General features: G+C 64.6%; 23 protein-coding genes. 5 read left to right on the forward strand and 18 right to left on the reverse strand.

The window, feature by feature from the left end:
• Positions 1–20: 20 nt before the first annotated feature.
• Together IVB18_RS37890 and IVB18_RS37895 are read left to right on the forward strand one after the other, a co-directional pair.
• On the forward strand, positions 21–524 hold the full coding sequence (locus IVB18_RS37890; protein ID WP_247985353.1) for a DUF1993 domain-containing protein: 504 nt from the start codon (positions 21–23) through the stop codon (positions 522–524).
• Between the two features lie 171 nt (positions 525–695).
• Positions 696–1,799: an alkene reductase gene (locus IVB18_RS37895; protein ID WP_247985354.1), complete on the forward strand. Its 1,104-nt coding sequence runs from the start codon at positions 696–698 to the stop codon at positions 1,797–1,799.
• A 92-nt stretch (positions 1,800–1,891) separates the two neighbouring features.
• Here IVB18_RS37895 and IVB18_RS37900 read toward each other — a convergent pair whose 3' ends face one another.
• The 13 genes from IVB18_RS37900 to glpD all read right to left on the reverse strand — a co-directional run bounded on the left by IVB18_RS37900 (position 1,892) and on the right by glpD (position 17,039).
• The gene (locus IVB18_RS37900; RefSeq protein ID WP_247985355.1) at positions 1,892–2,758 is read right to left on the reverse strand and encodes an IclR family transcriptional regulator C-terminal domain-containing protein; all 867 of its coding nucleotides are present in this window, start codon (positions 2,756–2,758) and stop codon (positions 1,892–1,894) included.
• A 12-nt stretch (positions 2,759–2,770) separates the two neighbouring features.
• A complete protein-coding gene (dapA, locus tag IVB18_RS37905; RefSeq protein ID WP_247985356.1) occupies positions 2,771–3,676 on the reverse strand; it encodes a 4-hydroxy-tetrahydrodipicolinate synthase in 906 nt (301 codons plus the stop codon).
• 30 nt (positions 3,677–3,706) lie between these two features.
• On the reverse strand, positions 3,707–5,422 hold the full coding sequence (locus IVB18_RS37910; RefSeq protein WP_247985357.1) for an ABC transporter permease subunit: 1,716 nt from the start codon (positions 5,420–5,422) through the stop codon (positions 3,707–3,709).
• 53 nt (positions 5,423–5,475) lie between these two features.
• Positions 5,476–6,603: an ABC transporter ATP-binding protein gene (locus tag IVB18_RS37915; RefSeq protein WP_346732576.1), complete on the reverse strand. Its 1,128-nt coding sequence runs from the start codon at positions 6,601–6,603 to the stop codon at positions 5,476–5,478.
• Entirely contained in the window at positions 6,600–7,685 is a 1,086-nt protein-coding gene (locus tag IVB18_RS37920) for an ABC transporter substrate-binding protein (RefSeq protein ID WP_247985358.1), read from the reverse strand. Before IVB18_RS37920 ends, IVB18_RS37915 begins: the two co-directional genes overlap by 4 nt.
• A gap of 13 nt (positions 7,686–7,698) precedes the next feature.
• The gene (locus tag IVB18_RS37925) at positions 7,699–9,165 is read right to left on the reverse strand and encodes an FAD-binding oxidoreductase (protein WP_247985359.1); all 1,467 of its coding nucleotides are present in this window, start codon (positions 9,163–9,165) and stop codon (positions 7,699–7,701) included.
• Between the two features lie 221 nt (positions 9,166–9,386).
• Complete coding sequence (locus tag IVB18_RS37930; protein WP_247991823.1) at positions 9,387–11,129, reverse strand: ABC transporter substrate-binding protein; 1,743 nt, start codon at positions 11,127–11,129, stop codon at positions 9,387–9,389.
• A gap of 127 nt (positions 11,130–11,256) precedes the next feature.
• Positions 11,257–11,586 carry a DUF2160 domain-containing protein gene (locus IVB18_RS37935; protein WP_247985360.1) on the reverse strand — a complete coding sequence of 110 codons (330 nt, stop codon included), beginning with the start codon at positions 11,584–11,586 and terminating at the stop codon, positions 11,257–11,259.
• A gap of 9 nt (positions 11,587–11,595) precedes the next feature.
• Positions 11,596–12,402, reverse strand: coding sequence for a carbohydrate ABC transporter permease (locus tag IVB18_RS37940; RefSeq protein ID WP_247985361.1), 807 nt, complete (start codon positions 12,400–12,402; stop codon positions 11,596–11,598).
• Positions 12,402–13,304, reverse strand: coding sequence for a sugar ABC transporter permease (locus tag IVB18_RS37945; RefSeq protein ID WP_247985362.1), 903 nt, complete (start codon positions 13,302–13,304; stop codon positions 12,402–12,404). The genes IVB18_RS37940 and IVB18_RS37945 overlap by 1 nt, the downstream gene beginning before the upstream one ends.
• Complete coding sequence (locus tag IVB18_RS37950) at positions 13,304–14,389, reverse strand: ABC transporter ATP-binding protein (RefSeq protein ID WP_247985363.1); 1,086 nt, start codon at positions 14,387–14,389, stop codon at positions 13,304–13,306. Before IVB18_RS37950 ends, IVB18_RS37945 begins: the two co-directional genes overlap by 1 nt.
• An 11-nt stretch (positions 14,390–14,400) precedes the next feature.
• Entirely contained in the window at positions 14,401–15,492 is a 1,092-nt protein-coding gene (locus IVB18_RS37955) for an ABC transporter ATP-binding protein (protein ID WP_247985364.1), read from the reverse strand.
• Positions 15,489–17,039 (reverse strand): glycerol-3-phosphate dehydrogenase, encoded by a 1,551-nt coding sequence (gene glpD / locus IVB18_RS37960; RefSeq protein WP_247985365.1) that lies wholly within the window; start codon positions 17,037–17,039, stop codon positions 15,489–15,491. The genes IVB18_RS37955 and glpD overlap by 4 nt, the downstream gene beginning before the upstream one ends.
• Before the next feature lie 231 nt (positions 17,040–17,270).
• Between glpD and IVB18_RS37965 the strand changes: the two genes are divergently transcribed.
• Both IVB18_RS37965 and IVB18_RS37970 read left to right on the forward strand, forming a co-directional pair.
• Positions 17,271–17,552, forward strand: coding sequence for a type II toxin-antitoxin system Phd/YefM family antitoxin (locus tag IVB18_RS37965; RefSeq protein ID WP_247985366.1), 282 nt, complete (start codon positions 17,271–17,273; stop codon positions 17,550–17,552).
• On the forward strand, positions 17,549–17,974 hold the full coding sequence (locus IVB18_RS37970; RefSeq protein ID WP_247985367.1) for a type II toxin-antitoxin system VapC family toxin: 426 nt from the start codon (positions 17,549–17,551) through the stop codon (positions 17,972–17,974). The genes IVB18_RS37965 and IVB18_RS37970 overlap by 4 nt, the downstream gene beginning before the upstream one ends.
• A 105-nt stretch (positions 17,975–18,079) precedes the next feature.
• Here the strand turns inward: IVB18_RS37970 and IVB18_RS37975 are convergent, their stop codons facing one another.
• Together IVB18_RS37975 and IVB18_RS37980 are read right to left on the reverse strand one after the other, a co-directional pair.
• A complete protein-coding gene (locus IVB18_RS37975; protein WP_247985368.1) occupies positions 18,080–18,928 on the reverse strand; it encodes a DeoR/GlpR family DNA-binding transcription regulator in 849 nt (282 codons plus the stop codon).
• Between the two features lie 90 nt (positions 18,929–19,018).
• On the reverse strand, positions 19,019–19,705 hold the full coding sequence (locus IVB18_RS37980; RefSeq protein WP_247985369.1) for an HAD-IA family hydrolase: 687 nt from the start codon (positions 19,703–19,705) through the stop codon (positions 19,019–19,021).
• Positions 19,706–19,859: 154 nt separating this feature from the next.
• Here IVB18_RS37980 and IVB18_RS37985 point away from each other — a divergent pair, with 154 nt between their 5' ends.
• Entirely contained in the window at positions 19,860–20,324 is a 465-nt protein-coding gene (locus tag IVB18_RS37985) for a nuclear transport factor 2 family protein (protein WP_346732681.1), read from the forward strand.
• Between the two features lie 237 nt (positions 20,325–20,561).
• Here IVB18_RS37985 and IVB18_RS37990 read toward each other — a convergent pair whose 3' ends face one another.
• The 3 genes from IVB18_RS37990 to IVB18_RS38000 all read right to left on the reverse strand — a co-directional run bounded on the left by IVB18_RS37990 (position 20,562) and on the right by IVB18_RS38000 (position 23,462).
• Positions 20,562–20,756: a hypothetical protein gene (locus IVB18_RS37990; protein ID WP_247985370.1), complete on the reverse strand. Its 195-nt coding sequence runs from the start codon at positions 20,754–20,756 to the stop codon at positions 20,562–20,564.
• Positions 20,757–20,947: 191 nt separating this feature from the next.
• Positions 20,948–21,358 carry an acyl-CoA thioesterase gene (locus IVB18_RS37995; RefSeq protein ID WP_247985371.1) on the reverse strand — a complete coding sequence of 137 codons (411 nt, stop codon included), beginning with the start codon at positions 21,356–21,358 and terminating at the stop codon, positions 20,948–20,950.
• Positions 21,359–21,365: 7 nt separating this feature from the next.
• Complete coding sequence (locus IVB18_RS38000) at positions 21,366–23,462, reverse strand: 3-hydroxyacyl-CoA dehydrogenase NAD-binding domain-containing protein (RefSeq protein ID WP_247985372.1); 2,097 nt, start codon at positions 23,460–23,462, stop codon at positions 21,366–21,368.

The raw sequence follows: 23,462 nt of genomic DNA on the forward strand, positions 1-23,462 counted from the left end.
ATCATGAGAGCGAGCATCACATGTCCTTCCACGACGCCGTCGTCCCCGCCTATTTGCAAATGCTGAACAGCCTCACCGGACTGCTCACCAAGGCAGAAGCGCATTGCGCGGCCAAAAAGGTCGACCCCGGCGTCCTGCTCGGCTCCCGCCTCTTCCCGGACATGCTGCCGCTGGGAAAGCAGATCCAGCTCGTCAGCGATTTCGCCACCAAGGGCTGTGCGCGGCTGACGCATAGCGAGGTGCCCTCGACCGCCGATACCGAGACGAGCTTTGCGGAATTGAAGCAGCGGCTGGCCAAGACGATCGACTACGTGAAATCGTTCAAGCCGGAGCAATTCGAGGGCGCCGATACCAAGGACGTTACCTTCCCGGCCGGCCCCGACAAATCCATCACCATGAAGGGCCAGCAATTCTTGAGCGCGTTCTCGCTGCCGAACTTCTATTTCCACGCCACGACCGCCCATGGCATTTTGCGTCACAATGGCGTCGAGATCGGAAAGCGCGACTTCCTCGGCGCGAACTGAGATGCGGGGCCGTGGCAGCGGAAATCCGGTGCCACGGCCCAAATTGCATATGAATTATGCTAGGCGGGACGCTGCGCGCAGCTCGCCTGCACTTTCCGTATGGCTCCTCCCTTGCGCTAATTGCCGCGATGCACAAGTGTTCCGGACCTCTCACCGCCTGGAAGCAATCCCATGAGCCGTCCGACGAAATTGTTTGAGACCTGCAAGCTCGGCCCGATCACGCTTGCGAACCGTTTCGTGATGGCGCCGCTGACGCGCAACCGGGCCGCGCCAGGCACGTTCGTACCGAGCCCACTTGCCGCCGACTATTATGGCCAGCGTGCCTCCGCCGGCCTGCTGATCACCGAAGCGAGCCAGGTCTCGCAGCAGGGCCAGGGCTACCAGGACACGCCAGGCATCTACACGAAGGAGCAGGTCGCCGGCTGGCGCAAGGTCACCGACCGCGTCCACGAGCGCGGCGGAAAAATCTTCATCCAGCTCTGGCATGTCGGCCGCATCTCGCACGTCGCGCTTCAGGCCGATGGCGCAGCCCCGGTGGCACCGAGCGCGATCCGCGCCAAGGGCAAGACCTTCGTCAACGGCACTTTCGCCGACGTCTCCGAGCCCCGCGCGCTCGCACTCTCCGAAATTCCAGGCATCATCGATGACTTCAAGCGCGCGACGCGCAATGCGCTGGAGGCCGGCTTCGACGGCGTCGAGATCCACGGTGCCAACGGCTATCTGCTCGAGCAGTTCGCCAAGGACGGCACCAACAAGCGCACCGACGCCTATGGCGGCTCCATCGAGAATCGCGCGCGGCTGATGCTGGAGGTCTCCAAGGCCGTGGTGGCCGAGGCCGGCGCCGACCGCACCGGCATCCGCATCTCGCCGGTGACGCCGGCCAACGACATCTCGGACTCCAACCCGCAAGCCTTGTACGATCATATCGTCGACGGGCTCAGCGCCCTGAAGCTCGTCTATCTCCATGTCGTCGAGGGCGCCACCGGTGGCCCGCGCGACATCGCGCCGTTCGACTATGCGGGCCTGCGCAAGCGCTTCTCCGGCGCCTATGTCGCCAACAACGGCTACGATTTCGACCTCGCGACCAAGGTGCTCGACGCCGGCGCGGCCGATCTGATCGCGTTCGGCAAGCCGTTCATCTCCAACCCCGACCTGGTCGAGCGGCTGAAGAATGGCGCGGCGCTGAACGAGTGGGACAAGAACACGTTCTACGGCGGCGGCGCCAAGGGATATACGGACTATCCGACGCGGGAGGCGGCTGAAGCGGCGGAGTAATTTCTTCTCCCTGCCCCCGCTTGCGGGGAGAGACGAAGAAGAAAAAGGCCGGGATCGCTCCCGGCCTTTTTTCTATGCGCGTCTCTATCGTATCAGGCTGCGTAGCGGTTGAACTTCGACTTGGAGATCGAGGTTGCGGCGACATGGACGTGCTGCGCCAGCTCGGCCTCGGCACGCTCCCGGGTCCAGCGCGTCGTCGGCACCGAGATGTTGATCGCGGCGACCGCACGGCCGTGCTCGTCGATGATGGGGGCCGCGACCGAAATGTCGCCCATGACGGTCTCGTTCATGATCACAGCATAGCCGCGCCGGGCCGCGACGCGAACGCGCTCCAGCAGCGCTTTCGGATCGATCACCGTGAACGGCGTCAACGGCGCGAGCGGCGTCCGCTTGAGCAGATCGAGGCGCTCTTCCTCGGGCAGCGCCGACAGGATCGCGGTGCCGGAGGCCGTGAAAAAGGTCGGCAGCCGGCTGCCGATCACGATATCGATGTTGATGAGGTGCTGGCCCGGAAAGCGCGCCACGAACACGATCTCGTGGCCGTCGAGCTCGTGCAGATTGCAGGTCTCGCCGAGATTGCGGCTGATGTCGAGCAGATAGGGCGAAGCCCGGTCGATCAGATCGTTGGCCTTGAGATAGCTGTGCGAAAACTGGAGCACCTTCGAGGTGAGGCCGTAGTTGCGCGTGCCCTCGATCCGCTTGAGATAGCCGAGCGTCTCGAGCGTGTAGACGAGGCGCTGGGCGGCGCTGCGGTCGAGACCGGCGGCGCGCGCGATGTCGGCGAGCGTCATGTAGCGCTGCGGCCCGTCGAAGGCATGCAGGACCTGGAACGCCTTCTCGGTCGAGCCGACGAACAGGGACGAGCGCGGCTCGGCGCCCTTCTCCGCATTCTTCTCGCCGGTTTTGGCGGCCTTTGTCTTCGCGGCGCGGCCGGTGCCGTCGCGGCTGCTACGCACCATGCGACCTTCCTCTCACGCGATGCCCTCCGAGATCGCCAGTTGCCGGCCGAGTTCGGCGCGGAGCGCAGCGACCAGCGCCGGCGCCGGCTGGACCAGCGGCGCCAGCATGCGCGGCGCGTCGACGCCGACCAGATCCATCACCGCCTTCATCGGGCCCGGATTGGTTTCGGCGAACGCCATGTTCATCAGCGGGATCAGGCGGCGATGGATGCTCAATGCCTCCGCTGTCTTGCCCGCCGTGGCCGTCTCGAAAACCTGGCGCCAGGCGCGCGGCAGCAGGCACGCGGTCACGATGATGCCTCCCTTCGCGCCGGCCGCGAGATGAAGCGGAAACAGGCTGTCTTCGCCGCTCAGCACTGCAAAACTCTCGTCGACGCCGGCCACGACCTGGAGGAAATGATACATGTCGAGGTTGCAGGCCTTCATGCCGATAATGTTGGGATGCCCGGAGAGCTCATGCAGGATCTTGGGCTCGATCGCGATCCGGGTGCGGTAAGGGATTTCATAGATCAGGATGGGCACGGGCGACGCATCGGCATAGCGCAGGAAATAGTCGCGGATGCCAGCCTGAGTCGGGTTGGTATAATATGGCGTAAGAACCAGGAGGCCGTCCACGCCTTCGGCGGCAAATTCACGGCCTGCCTGGAGCGCATCGTGGAAGCCGGTATCCAGGACACCGGCGATGACCGGGCCCTTCCCCGCCATGGCCTGCACCGACAGCCCCGCCATCCGGATCCGCTCGGCCCGCGCCAGCGCGCCGTACTCGCCGGTGCCGCCGAGCGGCACCACGCCGTCGATGCCCTGCTTGTTGAGCCAGGCGAACAGCGCCGAGACCGCAGCGGCGTCGATGGTGTCGTCGGCCTTGACCGGGGTCGGGATGGCCGGAAACAGGCCGCGGAGACGATTGGCAGTGAGCATGGCAAGAACCTCTGTTGGAGCGCGGGACGACTACCTTGCGGCAGCGCGGCGGCGCAGGCGTTCGGCGACGAAGATCAAGAGCCCCATGAAGACGAACAGGCAGGTGGAGACGGCGGCGATCGCGGGCGAAACCTGAAGCGTCACCTCGTCCCAGAACTGCTTTGGCAGCGTGGCATTCAGGCCGCCGGTCGCGAACAGCGCGATGGTGAGCTCGTCGAATGAGGTCGCGAAGGCGAACAGGAACGAGGACATCATCCCCGCACCCAGAATCGGAAAGGTGACGTAACGCAGCGTCGCGGCCGGACCCGCGCCGAGACTTTGCGCGGCGTGGTCGAGCCGGGTGTCGTAGTTGCGCAGCACGGCCATCATGGTCATCACCACGTAGGGCACCGCGACGACGGTATGTCCGAGAATGAGGCCGACGGTGCTGCCGATCAGGCCGATGCGGGCGAAGAGATAGAACAGGCCGACCGCGATGATCATGCGCGGCACGACGATCGGCGACAGGATGAAGGCGAGCCACGCCGCCTTGCCGGGAATGTCGCTGCGCACCAGCAGGAACGCCGCCGGCGTTCCGATCAGCATCGCGAGCAGTCCCGTCCCGACACCGACCAGCAGCGAACGCAGCAACGCCTGGGTCCACACCGGCGAGTGCAGCACGGTCTCGTACCAGTGCAGGGTAAAGCCCTGGGGTGGCCAGTTGAGGCCGCCGCTGCCGAACGACAGCGGAATCATCAGGATAGTCGGCGCGCTGATGATCAGGAGCATGGTCCAGGCGAAAGCCTGCAAGCCCAGGCCCGGCTGATCCGACCCGCGGCCGCGACGGCGCGACGGCAGCAGGCGCAGGACGAAATCGGAGCCCTCGCCCAGCAGGGTCAGGATGGCGTCGCCGGCCTTCTGAATCGGGCCCGAGAGACGCGAGGGCACAGCATTGCGCGCGGCGGTCGCGCCCGTCATCGTCGACAGGCCGAGCAGCCGGTCGTAGGCGGCAAAGACCACGAGCACGACAATCAGGAGCAGCACCGAGATCGCGCCGGCAAAGCCCCAGTTCATGGTCTGCTGGATCTGGTCGATGATGAGCTGCGTAATCATGGTCTCGCGGCGTCCGCCGAGCAGCGCGGGCACGATGAAGAAGCCGATCGCGGTAACGAACACCATGATCCCTGCGGCGGCGACGCCTGGCAGCGACAGCGGAAAATAGATCTTCCAGAACGCCATGCCCGGACGCGCCCCGAGCGTGGCCGCCGCACGCGGCAGGTTGCGGTCGATGTTCTCCATCACCGAGAGCATCGTCAGTACGGCGAGCGGCAGCAGCGCATTCACCATGCCGACGAGGACGCTGCCGAAATTGTAGAGCAGGCTCGCAGGGCTCGAGATGATGCCGAGCGAGATCAGGAGCTTGTTGATGACGCCGTTGCGCCCGAGCAGCACGATCCAGGCGAAGGCCCGGACCAGGAAGCTGGTCCAGAACGACAGCAGCACCCAGAACAGCAGCGTCGCCTTGCGCTCCTTGTCCACCATCGAGATCAGATAGGCGATCGGATACCCCGTCACGACACAGACCAGCGTCGTGACCAGCGAAATCTTCAAGGTGATGAGCAGGACATCGACATAGACCGACGAGGCGAAGAGCTGGCGGTATTGCGCCAGCGTGAAGCCGCTGTCGCCGTAGACGCTGAGCAGCAGCAACTGGCCGACGGGATAGACCAGGAAGAGCACGAGCAGCACGACGAGCGGCGCACCCATCGCAGCCCGCGTCCAGTCTAACCTCCGCGATTTCGCACGCAGCCCGGCCAAGCTCAGATCCCCATCCCGTCGCGGATGGCGACGGCATCCGCCGCATTCCATCCGAGCAAGAGCCGCTGTCCGATCTCGTAGGGCGTCGAACCGCTGCGGGTCGGATGCGCGACAACGAGTTGCGGCATGCCGGCCGTCTCGGGCGCGATGTAGAGCCGCGTCAGGCTGCCGCTGATCATCACGTCCACGAGCCGGCCGGCGAGCCGGCCTCCGCCGCCCGCCTCGCCGACCACCAGATTCTGCGGCCGGACCATGACCTTGATTGGTTCGCCCGCGGCGAAACTGCTGCCGTTGCCGACCGCGCGCGACGGCGCGGCCTGCTCGGCCAGGACGATGTCGAGCCCATCGCCGTCGACGCCGCGCACGGTGGCGCTGAACAGGTTGGACTCGCCGAGGAAGTCGGCGACGAACACCGAGCGCGGACGGAAATAGAGATCTTCCGGCGTGCCGAGCTGCTCGATCGCGCCTGCATTCATAAGGCAGATGCGATCCGACATCGTCATCGCCTCTTCCTGGTCGTGGGTGACGTAGACGATCGTGGTGCCGAGCGCGCGATGGATGCGTTTGATCTCGAGTTGCATCTGGTCGCGCAGCTTCTTGTCGAGCGCGCCGAGAGGCTCGTCCATCAGGATGATCGCGGGGCGATAGACGATGCAGCGCGCCAGCGCGATGCGCTGCTGCTGGCCGCCGGACAGCTCGCGCGGATAGCGCTTGGCCACGTGCGGCAGACGTACCGTCTCCAGCGCCTCGGCCGCGCGCCGACGCGCTTCCGCGTCGGCCACCTTCCGCATCTTCAGCGGAAACGCGATGTTGTCCTCGACCGTCATGTGCGGAAACAGCGCGTAGTTCTGGAACACAACGCCGATGTCGCGCGCGTAGGCCGGACTGTGCGTGATGTCGGCATCGTCGATCAGGATACGCCCCTCGTCGGGATGGGCGAGCCCCGCGATCAGGCTGAGCAGCGTCGTCTTGCCCGATCCCGACGGACCGAGCAAAGTGAGGAATTCGCCCCTGGCGACCTCGAGGCTGGTCGGCGCCAGCGCGACGAAGTCGCCATAGCGTTTGCACAGCTCGTGAATCCGCAGGCTCGACGAGACCATGGGCCGCTCCGATCCCTTCGATCCGGTCAAGCCAGTATCCAGCTGTTGAAGCGCTCGATCACAGCGGCCTGGTTGTCGTACCAGTATTTCGCGTCGATCTTCAGCCCGGCCTTGATGTTGTCGGGATAGGTCGGACAGTTCCTGGCGACGTCCGGCTTGACGTAGTTGAAGGCCTCCGGCTGGGTGAGGCCGGCCGGAAAATACTCGACCAGCGCGGCCTGGCGCTTCGGATCGGACGCGAACTTGATGAATTCGCGGCAGGCATCCGCATTCGGCGTGCCGGCGAGGATCGACCAGTTGTCGGCGCCCCAGACTCCCTGGTTCCAGATGATCTCGACCGGTGCGCCCGCCGCCTGCGCGGACTGGGCACGCGACACCCAGGTCGGAAGCATATCGACCTCGCCGGAGGTCAGCATCTGCTCGACCTGCGCGCCGCTGGTCCACCACACCGCGACCGACGACTTGATCTTGTCGAGGGATGCGAACGCCTTGTCGAGATCGCAAGGGTAGACCTGCGCGGTCGGCACGCCCGCGCCCATCAGCGCCTCCTCGATCGTGTCGAACGGATGCTTGCGCACCGAGCGGCGGCCGGGAAAGTCCTTCACGTTCCAGAAGTCGGCCCAGGATTGCGGCGCCTTGCGGCCCTTGAAGGCGTCGGAACGATAGGCGAGCACCGTGGTGTAGACGTTGGTCGCAACGCCATAGGGCGAGGCGTATTCGGCGGGAATCGACTTGATGACAGGCTCGGATTCGAGGCCGTGCTTCTCGAGATATTGCTTGCCGCCGGTGGTCAAGAGCTGGATCGCGGGCCAGCTGATCTTGGCCATGTCCCAAGTGTAGCTCTTGGTGTCGACCATGGTCTTGATCTGAGCGACCGGCTCGGCGTTGGCCTGCACGCCGACGACCTCGATCCCCGTCGCCTCGGTGAAGGGCCGGTAGTACACCGCGCCATAGGCCTTGGTGTAGATGCCGCCGTCGTCGCGCACGACGATGCGCTTGCCCGCGGCGCGGGACGGCGACCAGACCGAGGGCGCGGCGAGCGCGACGGCGCCGGCTCCCGCACCGAGCAGCAGGCGACGTCGCGAAGTGATGATCTTCGGTGCGTTGGTCATGTCAGTCCCCTCTCTACGATGTTGCGATGGGCGGCGAAGCTGCGGCCGCATCGGCCGCGGATGTCTGCGGCAGAACGCGGCCGGGATTGAAAAGACCGGATGGATCGAACGCCTGTTTCACCGCCCGCATCAGTGTGAGCTCGACCGGCGGCTTGTAGCGGGACATCTCGTCGGTCAGCGTGCGCCCGACGCCGTGCTCGGCGCTGAAGGTGCCGCGCAGGGAGCTTGCGACATCGTTCATGGCCCGGCGGATTCGCAGCGCAACGGCGTCGCGCTCCAGCACGGCGTCCCATTCGGCAAAGCTGAAGAAGGGAATGAGATGAATGTTGCCGTCGCCCATGTGGCCGACGATCACGAACGGCAGATCCGGCACGATCGCGCGCACGGCCGCCATCGCCTGATCGATGAAGGCCGGCACGGTCGACACCGGGACCGCGGTGTCCGACGTCAGGCCCACGCCGGCTTTCTTGTTGGCTTCCGAAACGCTGTGACGCACCAGCCACATCGCCTTGCGCTGCGCCTCGCTCGCGGCGACGACACCGTCGCTGACCAGCCCGGCCTCGAGCGCCTGTTCGAGCACCATTTGCATCGTTGCCGCGAGCGCCGCGGCATCGCCGGTGTCGGACAATTCGACGAGGACGTGCCAGCTGTCGATCTCCGCGACCGGACAGCGCCGGCCCGGCACCTGCTCGAGCACGAGCTGGATCTGCTTCGCATTCATCAGCTCGAAGGCGGAGAGCCGTGAATTGCAGGCGGCCTGAAACAGGCCGAGCACGTCGAGCGCCTGCTGCGGACTGTCGACCGCAAGCCAGGCGACGGCCTCCGCCGTCGGCAGCGGATGCAGCTTCAGCACCGCGCCGGTGATGATGCCGAGGGTGCCCTCGGAGCCGATGAAGAGATGCTTGAGGTCGTAGCCGGTGTTGTTCTTGCGCAACGCGTAGAGGCCGTCCCAGATCGCGCCGTCCGGAAGCACGACTTCGAGGCCGAGCACGTTGTCCCGCGTATTGCCATAGCGGAGCACGCCGGTGCCGCCGGCATTGGTGCCGATGTTGCCGCCGATCTGGCACGAGCCCTCGGCGCCCAGGCTGACGGGGTACAACCGGCCTGCCGAGGCGGCGGCTTCCTGGATCGCGGCAAGCACGCAGCCCGCATCGACCACCATCGTGTTGTTGACCGGATCGATCGAGCGGATTCGCCGCATGCGCGTCAGCGCGACGACGACCGGCCGCTTGCCTTGCCCGGACGGGGTCGCGCCACCGCACAGGCTGGTGTTACCGCCCTGTGGCAGCACCGGCGTTTGGTGCGCGACGCAGAGACGGACGATGGCCGCAACCTGCTCCGTGCTGGATGGCAGGACCGCACAGAGCGCGGGCGCGCGATAGCGGCCACGCCAATCCTCGGTGAGGCCCGCGAGATCCTCCTCGCGAGTCAGCACGGCCTTGTCGCCCAGCAACTGCTTGAACGCCTCGATCAATGCCATCAACAGCCTCCGGGAAGGGCCGACGCTGGCCCAAGCGGCTTCTGCGAAAACAATCGCAATACGATTAATTCAATCGCATTATGCCAACTATGAATTCCACGTGACAGGGAGTCAAGCGGGAGCGCTGCGCTCGCAATGACGGTGTGGATGAGCGTGCAGTCCAACAAAAGGAAAAAGGCCGGGATTGCTCCCGGCCTTTCGTCGTCCTTATGAGTCGTACCCTACTGCAGCGAGGCGCGCTTCGGGGGCGTTGCCGGCCACGACTTGATCAGCGTGTCGTAGTCGACTGTTTCGCCCTTCGGCTTCTCGTTGGCGAGCTTGCGCTGCGGCGCGATGGTGCCGTCCTTCTGGGCCCTGGCGAACCAGAACTCGGCCGACTCCTTCTTGTGCAGCTTCGGACCGCAGGCGCCCTGCACGCCCGACTTCTCCAGACGCTCCATGACGGAGTCCTGGGCGGCTGCAAGTGCATCCATCGCAGCTTGCGGCGTCTTCGAACCGGACGACGCATCGCCGATGTTCTGCCACCACAGCTGCGCGAGCTTCGGATAGTCGGGCACGTTGTTGCCGGTCGGGGTCCACTGCACGCGCGCGGGCGAGCGGTAGAACTCGATCAGGCCGCCGAGCTTCGGCGCACGCTCGGTGAACGACTTGTCCCAGATGTCGGATTCACGGACGAAGGTGAGACCGACATGGCTCTTCTTCAGCGACACCGTCTTGGAGACGATGAACTGGAGATAGAGCCAGGCCGCCTTGCGGCGGTCCGCCGGGGTCGACTTCAGAAGCGTGAGCGAGCCCGCGTCCTGATAGCCGAGCTTCATGCCTTCCTTCCAGTACGAACCGTGCGGCGACGGAGCCATACGCCACTTCGGCGTACCGTCCGCGTTCATCACGGCAATGCCGGGCTTCACCATGTCGGCGGTGAAGGCGGTGTACCAGAACATCTGCTGGGCGATGTTACCCTGTGCCGGCACCGGACCAGACTCGGAGAAGGTCATGCCCTGGGCCTGCGGCGGAGCATACTTCTTCATCCACTCCAGATACTTCGTGATCGAGTAGACTGCGGCCGGACCGTTGGTGTCGCCACCACGTTCGACCGAGGAGCCGACCGGACGGCAGCCTTCCATGCGGATGCCCCACTCGTCGACCGGCAGACCGTTCGGAATGCCCTTGTCACCGTTGCCGGCCATCGACAGCCAGGCGTCGGTGAAACGCCATCCGAGCGAAGGGTCCTTCTTGCCATAGTCCATATGGCCGTAGACCTTGACGCCGTTGATCTCCTTGATGTCGTTCGTGAAGAACTCGGCGATGTCTTCATAGGCCGACCAGTTCACGGGAACGCCGAGCTCGTAGCCATACTTGGCCTTGAACTTCGCCTTGTAGTCGGGGTTGGTGAACCAGTCGTAGCGGAACCAATAGAGGTTGGCGAACTGCTGGTCGGGCAGCTGGTAGAGCTTGCCATCCGGCGCCGTGCCGAACGACTTGCCGATGAAGTCGTTGACGTCGAGCTTGGGGTCGGTGACATCCTTGCCCTCGCCGGTCATGTAATCCGACAGCGCGATGGTCTGGCCGTAGCGGAAGTGCGTGCCGATCAGGTCGCTATCGTTGATCCAGCCGTCATAGACGTTCTTGCCGGACTGCATCTGGGTCTGAAGCTTCTCGACGACGTCACCTTCCTGAATGATGTCGTGCTTGAGCTTGATGCCGGTCAGCTCGGTGAACGCCTTGGCGAGTGTCTGCGACTCGTATTCGTGGGTCGCGATGGTCTCGGAGACGACGTTGATCTCCATGCCCTTGAAAGGTTCGGCGGCCTTGGCGAACCACTCCAGCTCCTTCTTCTGCTCGTCCTTCGACAGCGTCGAAGGCTGGAATTCGGCGATCCACTTCTGGATCGCGGCATCGTCAGCGGCGCGGACCGGCGCCGAGACGGCGAACGACACCGCCAGGAGCGCGGCCGTGCTCGACATGGTCAGAAAACTGCTCTTGGTCAATGGACCTTTCCTTCTCCTTGAACGTCGCATGTTGTTCCTCCGTTGCAGCGACAAACTTTATACAGGCCCGGGTTGGTCCCGGATCTGGCCGTCCCTTCGCGAGCTAGACCGTGCGAAAAATGAGCACGGCCGTGACAAGCGAAATTCCTGATGCGAGCCACAGGCGCGAAATCTCCAAGCCCTCCTCGCCGATCGGCAGCGTGGCAAGCGCGTCGGTGCCGATGAAGGCGATCCACAAGAGGTGGATGACCGCGGCCGTGATCAGCGAAACGAATAGCCGGTCGCCGCGCGTGGTCGGGATGCGCAGCACGCCGACGCGTTCGGCCTCGGGATAGATTGCGGCAAGCCAGGTCATCACCGCAAGCGTGCAGGCGAGCGCGATAAAGAAGATCGCTGTGGGCAACGTCCAGGCCATCCATGCGATGGATTCCATTGTCGCCTCCTAGACCCGGCCAAGCGCGAAACCGCGCGCGATGTAGTTGCGGACGAACCAGATCACGAGCGCGCCCGGAATGATGGTGAGCACGCCGGCGGCAGCCAACAGCCCCCAGTCCATGCCGGCCGCCGATACGGTGCGCGTCATGATCGCCGCGATCGGCTTGGTCTGCACCGAGGTCAGCGTGCGCGCGAGCAGCAGCTCGACCCAGGAGAACATGAAGCAGAAGAACGCGGCGACGCCGATGCCGCTCGCGATCAGCGGGACCAGGATCTTGATGAAGAAGCGCGGGAAGGAATAGCCGTCGAGGAAGGCGGTCTCGTCGATCTCGCGTGGCACGCCCGAGACGAAGCCTTCGAGGATCCACACCGCCAGCGGCACGTTGAAGATGCAGTGCGCGAGCGCGACCGCCCAGGGCGTATCGAACAACCCGATTGCCGAATAGAGATTGAAGAACGGCAGCGCGTAGACCGCGGCCGGCGCCATGCGGTTCGACAGCAGCCAGAAGAACAGATGCTTGTCGCCGAGGAAGCGGTAGCGCGAGAAGGCGTAGGCCGCAGGCAGGGCCACCGAGATCGAGATGATGGTGTTGAGGACGACATATTCCAGCGAGTTGATGTAGCCGGAATACCAGCTCTCGTCGGTGAAGATGCGCTTGTAGTGCTGGAGCGTCGGTGCGTGCGGCCACAGCGTCATCGTCGAGACGATCTCGGCGTTGGTCTTGAAGCTCATGTTGACGAGCCAGTAGATCGGCAACAGTAGGAAGATCAAAAACAGCGCCATGATGACGCGGCGGCCGGGGATCGAGTGCATCACACGGCTCCTTCCTGCGGCTTACGCTCCGCGCCCGCATTGGTCATGACCGTATAGAAGATCCAGCAGACGATCAGGATGATCAGATTGTAGACGAGCGACAGTGCGGCGGCCTTGCCGAGGTCGAACTGGCCGAGGGCGATCTTGACGAGCTCGATCGACACGAAGGTCGTCGAGTTGCCGGGTCCGCCACCCGTCACCACGAACGGCTCGGTGTAGATCATGAACGAATCCATGAAGCGTAGCAGCACCGCAATCAGGAGCACGCGGTTCATCTTCGGCAGCTGGATCGCCTTGAACACCGCCCAGCGCGAGGCGCCGTCGATCTGCGCTGCCTGGTAATAGGCCTCGGGGATCGACTTCAGGCCGGCATAGCAGAGCAGCGCGACCAGGCTGGTCCAGTGCCAGACGTCCATCACGATGACGGTGACCCAGGCATCGACGGCGTTGGAGACGTAGTTGTAGTCGATGCCGATCGCATTGAGCACGTAGCCGAGCAGGCCGATGTCGGGCCGGCCGAAAATCTGCCAGATCGTGCCGACCACGTTCCACGGAATCAGCAACGGCAGCGCGAGGATGACGAGGCAGGCCGCCACCGTCCAGCCCTGGCGCGGCATCGACAGCGCGACGACGATGCCGAGCGGCACCTCGATGGCGAGGATCACCAGCGAGAAGAACAGGTTGCGCCCGAGCGACGCCAGGAAGCGGCCGCCGAGATCGGTCGAGGGATCGAGCAACTCCTTGAACCAGCCGACACCGTTCCAGAAGAACTGGTTGTTGCCGAAGGTGTCCTGCATCGAATAGTTCACTACCGTCATCAGCGGCAGCACCGCCGAGAAAGCGACGACCAGGAACACCGGCAGCACCAGGAACCAGGCTTTTTGGTTGACGGTCTTGTCCATCAGGTGGTTCCCTCCACCAGAAGGCTGTCGGCATAGACGTGGACATGCGACGGATCGAATTTCAGCCCGGCCGTGCCGTCCGAGCTGGTGAAGCCAGCCGGCGCGCGCGCCGCGAGTTTTGCGTCACCGAGGCGCGCACGCGCAAAACGGATGCGGCCGAGATCGTCGATGCGCTCGATCTTCGCGGTGAGCAGGTCGGGCGCCGGCGCCACGGCTTCGACGAATTCCGGACGCACGCCGATCTCGATCTTGGCGCCCGCCGGCAATTTGTCGTAGCTGCGGTTGAGCGCGATGACATGGCCGTCGATCCGCGCCTCGCGGCCGCTCACCTCGGCCGGAATGATGTTCATGCCAGGCGAGCCAATGAAATAGCCGACAAAGGTGTGCGCCGGCTTGTCGAACAGTTCGGCCGGCGTGCCGCTCTGTACCACGCGGCCGTCATGCATGACGACCACGGTGTCGGCGAAGGTCAGCGCCTCGGTCTGGTCGTGGGTGACGTAGATCATCGTAAGGTCGAGCTCGCGATGCAGCGCCTTCAGCTTCGAGCGAAGCTGCCATTTCAGCTCGGGATCGATCACGGTCAACGGCTCGTCGAACAAGACAGCCGCGACGTCTGAGCGGACGAGGCCGCGGCCGAGCGAGATCTTCTGCTTGGCATCAGCCGTGAGCCGCGTCGCCTTGCGGTTCAGATAGGGTTCAAGATCGAGCAGGCGGCCGATTTCGGCGACGCGCCTGTCGATCTCGGCCTTCGGCACGCCGCGGTTCTTCAGCGGAAACGCCAGGTTCTGTCCTACCGTCATGGTGTCGTAGATCACCGGAAACTGAAACACCTGGGCGATGTTGCGCTTCTGGGTTGACAGCGGTGTGATGTCCTCGCCGTCGAACAGGATTTCCCCCCGCGAGGGCGTGATGATGCCGGAGATAACATTGAGCAGCGTGGTCTTGCCGCAGCCGGACGGCCCGAGCAGCGCATAGGCGCCGCCCTGCCGCCAAGTCATGGTCACCGGCTTGAGGGCAAAGCTGTCCGGCGGCGCGTCATTGCCGCCGTAGGAGTGCGCGAGATCGACGAGGTCAATGCGGGCCATGGCGCATCCCCTCACATATTTTTCGCTAGGGGGTCGGGCGCGGCGACCAGGCGGTCGGCCGCGTCGAACACGAAGACGTCGTTGGGGTCGAGCACGGCGTCGATGGTCTGGCCGGGCTCGAACTCGTGCACGCCGTGCAGCACCGCAACCCAGTTCGAACCGTCGCGGGTCAAATGCACGAAACTCTCCGAACCGGTGATCTCGGTCACCGTCACTGTGGCATGGAAGGCGTGGCGATCGGCCTGACCGTTGGCGAGCGCGAGCTGGTGCGCGCGAAAGCCGACGCGATAGGCGCCGTCGGCGAGCGACGAATAGAGGCCCGAGGCGGGCGAGGCCGTGCCGCCGGCATAGGCGACCTGCCCGTTCTTCTTCTCGATGCCGACAAGATTGAGCGGCGGATCGGAGAACACCTGCGCGACGCGCAGCGTCTGCGGCCGGCGGTAGACGTTGGCGGTCTCGCCGATCTGGAGCGCCTGGCCCTTCCACATGCACACCGTGTTGCCGCCGAGCAGCAGCGCCTCGGTCGGCTCGGTGGTGGCATAGACGAAGATCGCGCCCGAGGCCTCGAAGATGCGCGGCAGCTCGGTACGCAGCTCCTCGCGCAGCTTGTAATCGAGATTGGCGAGCGGCTCGTCGAGCAGCACGAGATCGGCGCCCTTCACCAGCGCGCGCGCTATCGCGGTGCGCTGCTGCTGGCCGCCGGAGAGCTGGAGCGGCGTGCGCTTCAGGAACGGCTCGAGTCTGAGCAGCCTCGCGGCTTCCGCCACGCGCCTCTCGATCTCCTCACGCGGCTTGCCCTGCACGCGCAGCGGCGAGGCAATGTTCTCATAGACCGTGAGCGAGGGGTAGTTGATGAACTGCTGGTAGACCATCGCGACCGAACGCTGGCGCACGTCCGCGCCGGTGACGTCCTTGCCGTTGACCAGCACCTTCCCCGTGGTCGGCTTGTCGAGGCCGGCGAGCAGTCGCATGATCGAGGTCTTGCCGGACAGCGTCGGCCCGAGCAGCACGTTCAGCGTGCCGCTCTCGAGCGTCAGCGAGACGTCGCGGATGTGCGGGACCCCGTCGACGGTTCGGGTCACGTGATCGAGCGTCACGCTCATGAGCGTCCTCCTGCTTCCAACAGGGGACTTTGCGGCACACCGTGGGTTGCAATCCAGTCGTCCAGGGCTGCGACCTCGTCGGCAGATAGTCGCAGGCCGAGCTTGGAACGGCGCCAGACGATGTCCTGCGCAGTCACGGCCCATTCATTGGCCATGAGGTAGCGGACCTCGCGCTCGGTGAGCGTGGCGCCGAAGGACTGGCCGAGATCGGCGGCCGATTTCGCATCACCCAGCAGCTTGATCGCGCGGGTGCCATAAGCGCGCGCCAGGCGCCGCGCATGCTCGTGGCTGAGGAAGGGATAGCCGCGCTGAAGTTCCGCGATCAGGCCGTCAACCGCTGACACATCCATGTCGCCGCCGGGCAGCGGCCACTTGCCGGTCCAGCCCTCACGCGCTTTCGCGCTGCGAAGATGGGGCGCGAGCCGCTCCAACGCCTCTTCGGCGAGGCGGCGATAGGTCGTGATCTTGCCGCCATAGATCGACAGCAGCGGCACGCCACCGGGCATGTCGAGCTCGAACACGTAGTCGCGGGTCGCGGCCTTGGCTTCGCTGGCTCCGTCGTCATAGAGCGGGCGCACGCCGGAATAGGTCCAGACCACGTCGTCGGGCGTGACAGGCTTGGCCAGATATTCGCTTGCGGCGGTGCAGAGATACTGGATCTCCTCGGCCGTCGCCTTCACCTTGGACGGATCGCCGTCATAGTCGCGGTCGGTTGTGCCGATCAGCGTGAAGTCGTCCTGGTAGGGAATGACGAAGATGATGCGGCCGTCGGCGTTCTGGAACATGTAGGCGCGGTCGTGGTCGTAGAGCTTTTTCACCACGATGTGCGAGCCCTGCACCAGGCGCACCTTGGCCTTGGCATTGACGCCGGCGCCGCGGCCGAGCACGTCCTCAACCCAGGGGCCGCCGGCATTGACCAGCGCGCGGGCCTGGATCGACGAGCGCGCGCCGGTCAGCGTGTCGATCATGCTGACGGTCCAGACGCCGTCGGCCTGGCGGATGTCGGTGGCGCGAGTGCGGGTGCGGATCTCGGCGCCTTTGTCGGCGGCATCGCGCGCATTCAGCACGACGAGGCGGGCGTCATCGACGAAGCAGTCGGAATACTCGAACGCGCGGGTATAGCGATTAGGGATCAGCGGACGGCCAACCTCGTCGCGCCTGAGATCGACCGAACGGGTCGCCGGTAACAGATGGCGGCCACCGATGTGATCGTAGAGAAAGAGGCCAAGGCGCAGCAGCCAGGCCGGGCGCAGGCCCGCATGATGCGGCAAAACGAAACGCAGGGGCCGGATGATGTGGGGCGCGATGCCCCAGAGAATCTCGCGCTCGATCAGCGCCTCGCGGACCAGCCGAAACTCGTAATATTCGAGATAGCGCAGGCCGCCATGCACGAGCTTGGTCGACCAGGACGACGTCCCGCTCGCCAGATCGTTCATTTCGCACAGGAAAACCGTGTTGCCGCGGCCCACCGCGTCACGCGCGATGCCGCAGCCGTTAACACCGCCTCCAATGATGGCGAGGTCGAAAATACGGTCCAACAGACGCATCTCCCGGCGGCCGCCCGTTCCATCGAGCGGTTACTTTCGTTTTTGATTAGATCACACCGAAAAACGAAAGCAAGATGAAAGAGAGGCGGAAGGAAGTGAAAGCGGAACTTTCCTTGTGGGCAATGGCGGTAGAAATAGGCAGCTCAATAAGCAATTCCGGAAGGCAATATTGCCCTTGAATAGTCATCAGCGGTCAATATAGTCATAATAGTCATATTGGTCCTACCTTGCATGACAGAACACAGCACTGCACCCCGCTCGCCAGCAACTGACTCGTGGACGCTTGCCAACGCCAAGGCACGCCTGTCCGAGGTGATCGACCGTGCGCAAGCCGGTCCCCAAATCATCACCCGACACGGCAAGCCCAATGCGGTGGTCGTTTCCGCCGAGGAATGGGCGCGCAAGACCGCGCGCAAAGGCACTTTGGCCGAATTCCTGTTGGCGTCGCCGTTGCGCGGTGCCGACCTTGAGCTTGAGCGCGTGCACGACGCGCCGCGCGACGAGATGCCGTGAACCTACTGCTCGACACCAACGTGTTGTCGGAAGTTCAGCGGCCGGCGCCCGATTCGAAAGTTCTGGCCTGGTTGGACACCGTCGACGAGGACCGCGCGTTCATCAGCGTCGCCTCGATCGCCGAGCTTCGGCGCGGCATCGCGCTGATGGAAGACGGCCGCCGGCGCACGGCGTTGGCCGCCTGGCTCGCCCACAATCTGCCAACACGGTTTGCCGGCCGCATCCTGCCGATCGATCACGCGGTGGCCGAACGCTGGGGCGACCTGATGGCGCAGAGCCGCAGAAGCGGCGTCGCGCTGTCCGTCATGGACGGCTTCTTTGCCGCGACCGCGCTCGCAAACAACCTCACGCTCGTCACGCGCAATGTGAAGGATTTAGCGGCATTCGGCGTCCCGCTGCTCAACCCGTGGGACGACGCATAAAATCCAAAAGCGCGATGAGATGAGGATGAATCATCATCGCGCTTTAGGTTGTTGTTTGAGCATGATCTTTTCGGAAAACCGCTTCGCACTTTTCCAGATCATGCTCTACCGCAGCCGCACCACCGGCGCGGCCTCAGGCGCCGCATCTTGCGCATCGGCCTGAGCGTCGTCGACATCCCCCGCCGCCTTCGGCATTGCCGCCATCACCTCGATGCCCTTGCTGTGGCAGATGGTGGCCAGGCGCTCGGGCAGCTCCTGGTCGGTCACGAAGGTCTGGATCTGGCTGATATGGGCGATCCGCACCGGTGCGCTGCGCCGAAGCTTGGTCGAGTCCGCGACCAGCATGACGCTGCGGGCGTTGGCGATGATGGCCTGGGCTACCTGCACCTCGCGATAGTCGAAGTCGAGCAGCGCGCCCTCCTCGTCGATCGCGGAGGCGCCGATGATGGCGTAGTCGACCTTGAACTGGCCGATCAGCTGCGTCGCGGTCGAGCCGACCACGGCGCCGTCGGCGCGCCGCACCGTGCCGCCGGCGACCACCACCTCGATGCGGGGATGGCGGTAGAGCAGCATGGCCACGTTGAGATTGTTGGTGATGACGAGGAGGTCCTCGTGCGAGGTGAGCGCGCTCGCGACCTCCTCCGTCGTGGTGCCGATATTGATGAACAGCGAGCAGCCGTTCGGGATCAGCGAGGCAGCGGCGGCGCCGATCGCCTTCTTCTCGTCGGCGGCGACGAAGCGCCGCGCCTCATAGGCGAGGTTTTCCACGCCGGAGGCGATGATGGCGCCGCCATGGATGCGGGTCAGCGAGCGGCGCTCGCAGAGATCGTTGAGATCCTTGCGGATGGTCTGGGCCGAGACCTCGAACCGGCGCGCGAGCTCTTCGACCATCACCCGGCCGGAGGCGCGCGCGATGTTGAGGATTTCGGCTTGGCGATGGGTCAGTCCGGTCACGGCGAGTGCCTCAAATCAGGAAGACGCATGGTGCGGCGGTTCGCGCCATCGGTCAATGCAAGAGCCGATCACGGTTAATGGACCAGGTCCTCACCACGCCATGGCGGTGGCGAGGCGCGCGAGCAGGTCCGGATCGTCATAAGCGCTCGCGGAAGCGATCGCGCCGGCACCAACAAGATCGGCGTGGGCAAGGGTCGTGCGCATGCCAATAGTCGGAATGCCGGCCGCCGCGGCTGATTGCACGCCGGAGCGCGAGTCCTCGAAGGCAATCGAGGCTGCCGCGCTGGCGCCGACGAAGCGCAGCCCTTCCTGATAGGGCAGCGGGTGCGGCTTGCCGTGCGGCAGCTCGTCGCCGATCACGATCGCCTTGAAACGATGCGTGATGCCGAGGCCCGACAGCAGCAGCTCGGCGTTCAAACGCGGCGCGTTGGTGACCGCGGCCATGGGAATGCCGGCCGCATCCGCGCGGTCGAGCAGCGCCAGCAAGCCCGGCAGCGGCTCGATCCGGCCAGCGACCAAATTGCGAAAAGTCTCTTCCTTCTCGTCCATGACGGCCGCGCGGGATTCCGGCGATTCCGCCGGCAGAAATCGCGCCCCGATCGACGCATTGGAAAAGCCCTGTATCTCCCTCTTGAAACGCGCATCATCGACCACATGACCGCGCGGTCCAAACACCCGGTTGAAAGCCTCGCGGTGAAGAGCATCGGTATCGGCCAGCGTGCCGTCGATGTCGAACAGCAATGCCTTGCCCATCGCCCTGCCCTTGGCTTCGATCATTTCCGTACTTTCCCAAATGCGTGCTGCATCAATGCGCGAGACGTATCAATACGGCATCGATCGCGCAATAACGCATGCACATGCCGATGACGTGACGCTCGACAAAGTCGCGCGCGGCTGCAACACTCGGCGCAAGATCAAAAAGGAGGAAACGATGATCAACCGACGCGACCTGGCTCTCTCAAGCCTGGCTCTCTCGACTCTTGCCGTCTCGGCGCTTGCTTTGACGGCCCCGGCACTGGCAGCCTCTGCGGACGAACAGGCCGTGGCGAAAAAAGTCGAGGCCTTCCGCCTGGCTCAGATCGCGGCCGATCCCAAGGCGCTCGGCGCGCTCTGCGCCGACGAGGTGAGCTACAGCCATTCCAGCGGCAAGGTCGAGGACAAGGCGACCTTCATCACCAACGCCACCGACGGCAAATCGAAATTCTTGTCGATCGAATATCAGGACCCGACCATCAAGGTCGTCGGCCCCGCCGCGATCGTGCGTTTCCACTGGGTCGCGGAACAGGAAATGGCAGCCGATGGGAAAAAAGTGCCGACCAACCTTCACATCCTGATGAACTGGCAGAAGCAGGGCGACGACTGGAAGCTGCTCTCGCGCGCGGCGACGAAGTTGTGATCACGGCTCTTCCCCTCTCCCCTTGTGGGCCCCTTGTGGGAGAGGGTGCCTCGCGAAGCGAGGCGGGTGAGGGGTCTCTCTCCGCGCGTGAATCTCTTCCCTTGAGTTTGCGGGGGCAACCCCTCATCCGGCGCTTCGCGCCACCTTCTCCCACAAGGGGAGAAGGGAGGGCAGCTGTGTTCGTGACGAGAGATTCCGAACCGCGCTACGCGCGCTCCGGAATGGCAGGTGAGCCGACTACGCCGCTTCCGTCACATCACCGTTAACCAGCTTGCGCGCGGCGCGCTCGGCTTCGCGGGCGTTGCGGAAGAGCTGGCCTTCGAGGCGGTTGAAGCGGCGGGACGAGGCGAAGAAGCAGTAGTAGCCTCCCTGGGAACGAACGACAATACCTGCGGTCTGCGAATTGACTTCGATGATGTAGCTGTCCGGCATGGTCCGTGGATTCCTCAGTGCGGGCAAATAACGGCATCCCTACCCAAAGGTTCCTTGGATAAATCAGCCGGTTTCCACCCCGAATCGACGGGCAATTGAGTACGCCGGGACCTCATCCGTTTTATGACTTGATCTTGGCGAAGACGCGACGGCTGCGGACGCAACGCCGCGCGGTCATGCGCCGCGCGCAATTAGGTCGCGATCCGCGTATCGGTCTGGCTGATCGCCTGCGGACGGCCGTGGTCGTCGATCGAGACGTAGGTGAAATTGCCGTCGGTGACGAGGAACGGATGCGCTTCCCTGCGCCGCAATGCCCAGGCTTCGAGATGCACGGTGAGCGAGGTGCGCCCCACACGCACGAGGTTGGCGTAGACCGAGACGAGATCGCCGACATAGACGGCCTTGCGAAAATTCATCGCCTCGATCGCGACCGTCACGGTGCGCGACTTCGCGACCTTCGAGGCGAACACGCCGCCGCCGACATCCATCTGGCTGAGCAGCCAGCCGCCGAAGATGTCGCCGTTCGCATTGGTATCGGCCGGCATCGCCAGCGTGCGGATGCAGAGATCGCCGCTTGGCCCGGTGTCGCCCTTTTCAGTCATTTGCCTCTCACTTGAAATTATTCCAGCCTGGATCGGGCGCGAACCGGCCGCCGAATCGTTCGGCCAGTGTGCGCAGGGCAGCGACGGTGTTCTCCACCCCACGTGTGCGCGCATAGTTCAGCGGGCCGCCACGGAACGGCGCGTAGCCGGTGCCGAAAATCATGGCGCCGTCGACCGCATCGGGATCGTCAACGATGCCTTCCCGAAGAGCCGCGACGCAGACGTTGGACATCGGCAAGATCAGCCGGTCGATCATCTGATCGGTAACGCGCGGTCCGGTTTCCGGCAGTGGCGCCTTCTCCGCCTTGCCATCCTTCCAGACATAAAAGCCTTTGCCGGTCTTGCGACCGAGCTCACCCTTGGCGACTTTGTCGCGCAGCCAGGCCGGCGTCGGCGGCAGCAGATCGCCGAACCTGGTGCGCAGCATGTCCCCGACGTCGAGGCAAATATCGAGCCCGACCTGATCGGCAAGCTCGATCGGCCCCATCGGCATGCCGAACTGTTCGGCCGCCGCGTCGATCAACCGCTGGTCCGTCTTCTCGTCCAGCATCACCATCGCCTCCAGCATGTAGGGCGTCAGCGCGCGGTTGACGAGGAAGCCGGGCGAACTCTTCACGGACAGCGGCAGGCGGTCGATCGCGCCGACGAAGGCGAGCGCCTCCTTCAGCACCTGCGGATCGTTTCCGTCATGGTTGACGACCTCGACCAGTTGCAGCCGCGACACCGGATTGAAGAAGTGCAGGCCGACCAGCCGCTCCGGCCGCGCCAGCGTCGTGCGCAAATCCTGGAGCGGAATGCTCGAGGTGTTGGTCGCCAGAATCGCGCCCGGTTTCATCTTCGGCTCGAGACCGGCATAGACCTTCTGCTTCAGCTCGAGCTTTTCCGGCACCGCCTCGATGATGAGATCGGCATTGCCAACGCCTTCGCCGTCCATGTCGGGGATGAGGCGATCGAGTGCGTCACGGACATCGGTAGGTTTTCGGATGATCTTGCCGTAGAGCTCAGCCGCGCGTTTCACTGCACCCGCGATCGGCTCCGGCTTCATGTCGGCGAGCGAGACGCGCAGCCCCTGCCCTGCGCACCACGCCGCGATGTCGCCGCCCATGGCGCCGGCGCCGATGACGTGAACCTGCTTGACCGTGTTGCCGCTGCCCGCGGCCTTCTTCATCTGCTCGCGCAGGAAGAACACGCGGATCAAGTTCTGCGCGGTCGGCGTCACCATCAGTTTTGCGAACGACGCCTGCTCGGCCCTGAGCATCGCGGCCTTGCTGCCGCCATGGGTCTCCCAGAGATCGATCAGCGCGTAAGGCGCGGGATAATGCTCGCGCGATGCGGCTTTCGCCGCCTCCGAGCGCATGCGCTTGGCGAGGAGCCCCCGCACCGGTCCGAAGTAGGCTGCGCGGGTAAGAAACCCCGGCCGAGCCCGCTTCAGCCGGCCGAACAGCGCATCCTTCACCGCGTTCTGGACGTGCCGCTCCTGCGTCACGGTATCGACAAGGCCGAGCGATTTGGCGCGGCGCGCATCGATGGTGCGGCCGGTCAGCATCAGCGCCATCGACTGGGTCGGATTGACCAGTGCAGTAAAGCGCGCGGTGCCGCCGAGACCGGGATGCAGGCCCAGCATCACCTCCGGGAAGCCGAAACGCGCGCCGTCGATGGCGATGCGCGACTGACAGGCGAGCGCGACCTCAAGGCCGCCGCCGAGACAAAACCCGTGAATAACCGCGACCGTCGGCAGTCGCAACGCCTCCAGATGATCGACTACGGCATGCGCGGCGCGGATGCGTGTTTCCACCATCGCGGGATCGCTGACGCCGCGGAATTCATTGACGTCGGCCCCGGCAATGAAGCCCGACGGTTTTGCCGAGCGGATCACGAGGCCGGCGGAGCGCTCGGTCTCGATCGCGGCGAGCACCGCATCGAACTCTTCCATCACGTCCGAAGACAGGGTGTTGGCGCTGGCATCGGCGCGGTCAAACAACAGCCAGGCGACGCCATCGGCGTCGCGCGTCAACTTGAAGTGGTGGTAAGGACTGTCAGCCGCGGGCTGAGGCCCAAGCGCCAGCACGCGGTCGCCAAGCGCTGTCATGATCTTCGAATCCAT

Source organism: Bradyrhizobium sp. 186, assembly GCF_023101685.1.
Taxonomy (GTDB): Bacteria; Pseudomonadota; Alphaproteobacteria; order Rhizobiales; family Xanthobacteraceae; genus Bradyrhizobium.